Genomic DNA, 1,508 nt, shown 5'->3' on the forward strand with positions numbered 1-1,508 from the left:
TTCCTCGCCACCATGAGCCACGAGATCCGGACGCCGCTCAACGGCGTCATCGGCATGCTCGAACTCTTGCAGGACAGCCGCCTCAACGCCGAGCAGGCCGACTTCGCCGGCACGGCCAGGCGGTCGGCGGAAATACTCCTGGGCATCATCAACGACATCCTCGACTTCTCCAAGATCGAGGCAGGCAAACTCTCCCTGGAGACCCTGGACTTCGGCCTGCCCTCGCTGGTGGAAGACGTCACCGAACTGATGGCGGAACAGGCCTCGCGCAAAGCCGTGGAAGTCACCGGGCTGATCGACCCCGACGTCCCCCACTCGCTGCAGGGCGATCCAAAGCGGCTCCGGCAGGTGCTCACCAACCTGGTTGGGAACGCGGTCAAGTTCACCGCGCGGGGCGACGTCACGATCCGCGTCGAACGCGACCCAACCAACGATGCAGGCAGCATGATGCATGATGAACAGCGGATCAAGGAAGACGGATCCGGCATTCATCATTCCTCACTCATCACTTTGCGTTTCTCGGTCACCGACACCGGCATCGGCATTCCGGAATCCCAGCAGGCTCATTTGTTCCAAGCCTTCGCACAGGCCGACAGTTCCACGACCCGCAAGTACGGGGGGACCGGGCTCGGGCTGGCCATCTCGAAGCAATTGGTGGAGCTGATGGGCGGGACGATCGGGCTGGAGAGCCAACCGGGTCAGGGCAGCACCTTTTGGTTCACGGTGGCACTCAAGGTCCGGCCCGTTCAGCCGCAACCGGATGCGGCGCCGTTTGCGGCGCACCACCGCGTCCTGATCGTGGCCGGCTCGGAGATGTTGCGCCTGCTCCTGCGGCAACACCTGTCCGCCTGGGGTCTCACGGATATCGCCGAGGACGACGGCCCGCACGCCACGCAACTGGCGAGGGATGCGGCCGACAGAGGGCGGCCGTTCACCCTCGCGATCCTCGACTACAACATCCGGGAAAGCCGCGTGGCACGGGCCATCATGGACGATCCGGTGCTGGCCGCCACAGCGGTGCTGCTCCTGACCCAAGCGGGAGTCAAAACGGACGCGCTGCCTCAGGGGCGCGCGCGCGTGGCCTGCATGCACAAACCTCTTCGGCGCTCGACCCTCCGTGAGCGGCTCGCCCAATTGTCGGACGGCGCCTCCCGCGATCCGCAAGAAGGGTGCGCGCAACAGCCCGTCACACCCGCGGCGGCCGGCGGATCTCGGCTGCTCGTCGTGGAAGACAACGATGTGAACCAGGCGGTGGCGGTGCGCCTGCTGCAGAAACTCGGCTACCAGGCGGATGTGGCCGCCAACGGATGCGAGGCCCTGGCCGCGCTGGCGCGCAGACCCTATGCCGCCATTCTGATGGATTGCCAGATGCCCGAGATGGACGGCTATGAAGCCACGCGCCGGATTCGTGAACGTGAAACATGTGAATGGGAAATGGCGAATCGCGAAGCGCAAGCCGGTTCGGACTCTGCGAACCGGTCCGGCTCACCGTTCACCGTTCACCGTTC

General features: G+C 65.3%; 1 protein-coding gene. It reads left to right on the top strand.

Features of this window, described 5'->3' with window-relative positions:
• Nucleotides 1–1,508, top strand: a 1,508-nt coding sequence (locus tag EPO61_06875; GenBank protein TAJ09164.1) for a response regulator, incomplete at both ends; no start/stop codon positions are given.

This window comes from Nitrospirota bacterium, from assembly GCA_004296885.1.
Lineage (GTDB): Bacteria > Nitrospirota > Nitrospiria > Nitrospirales > Nitrospiraceae > SYGV01.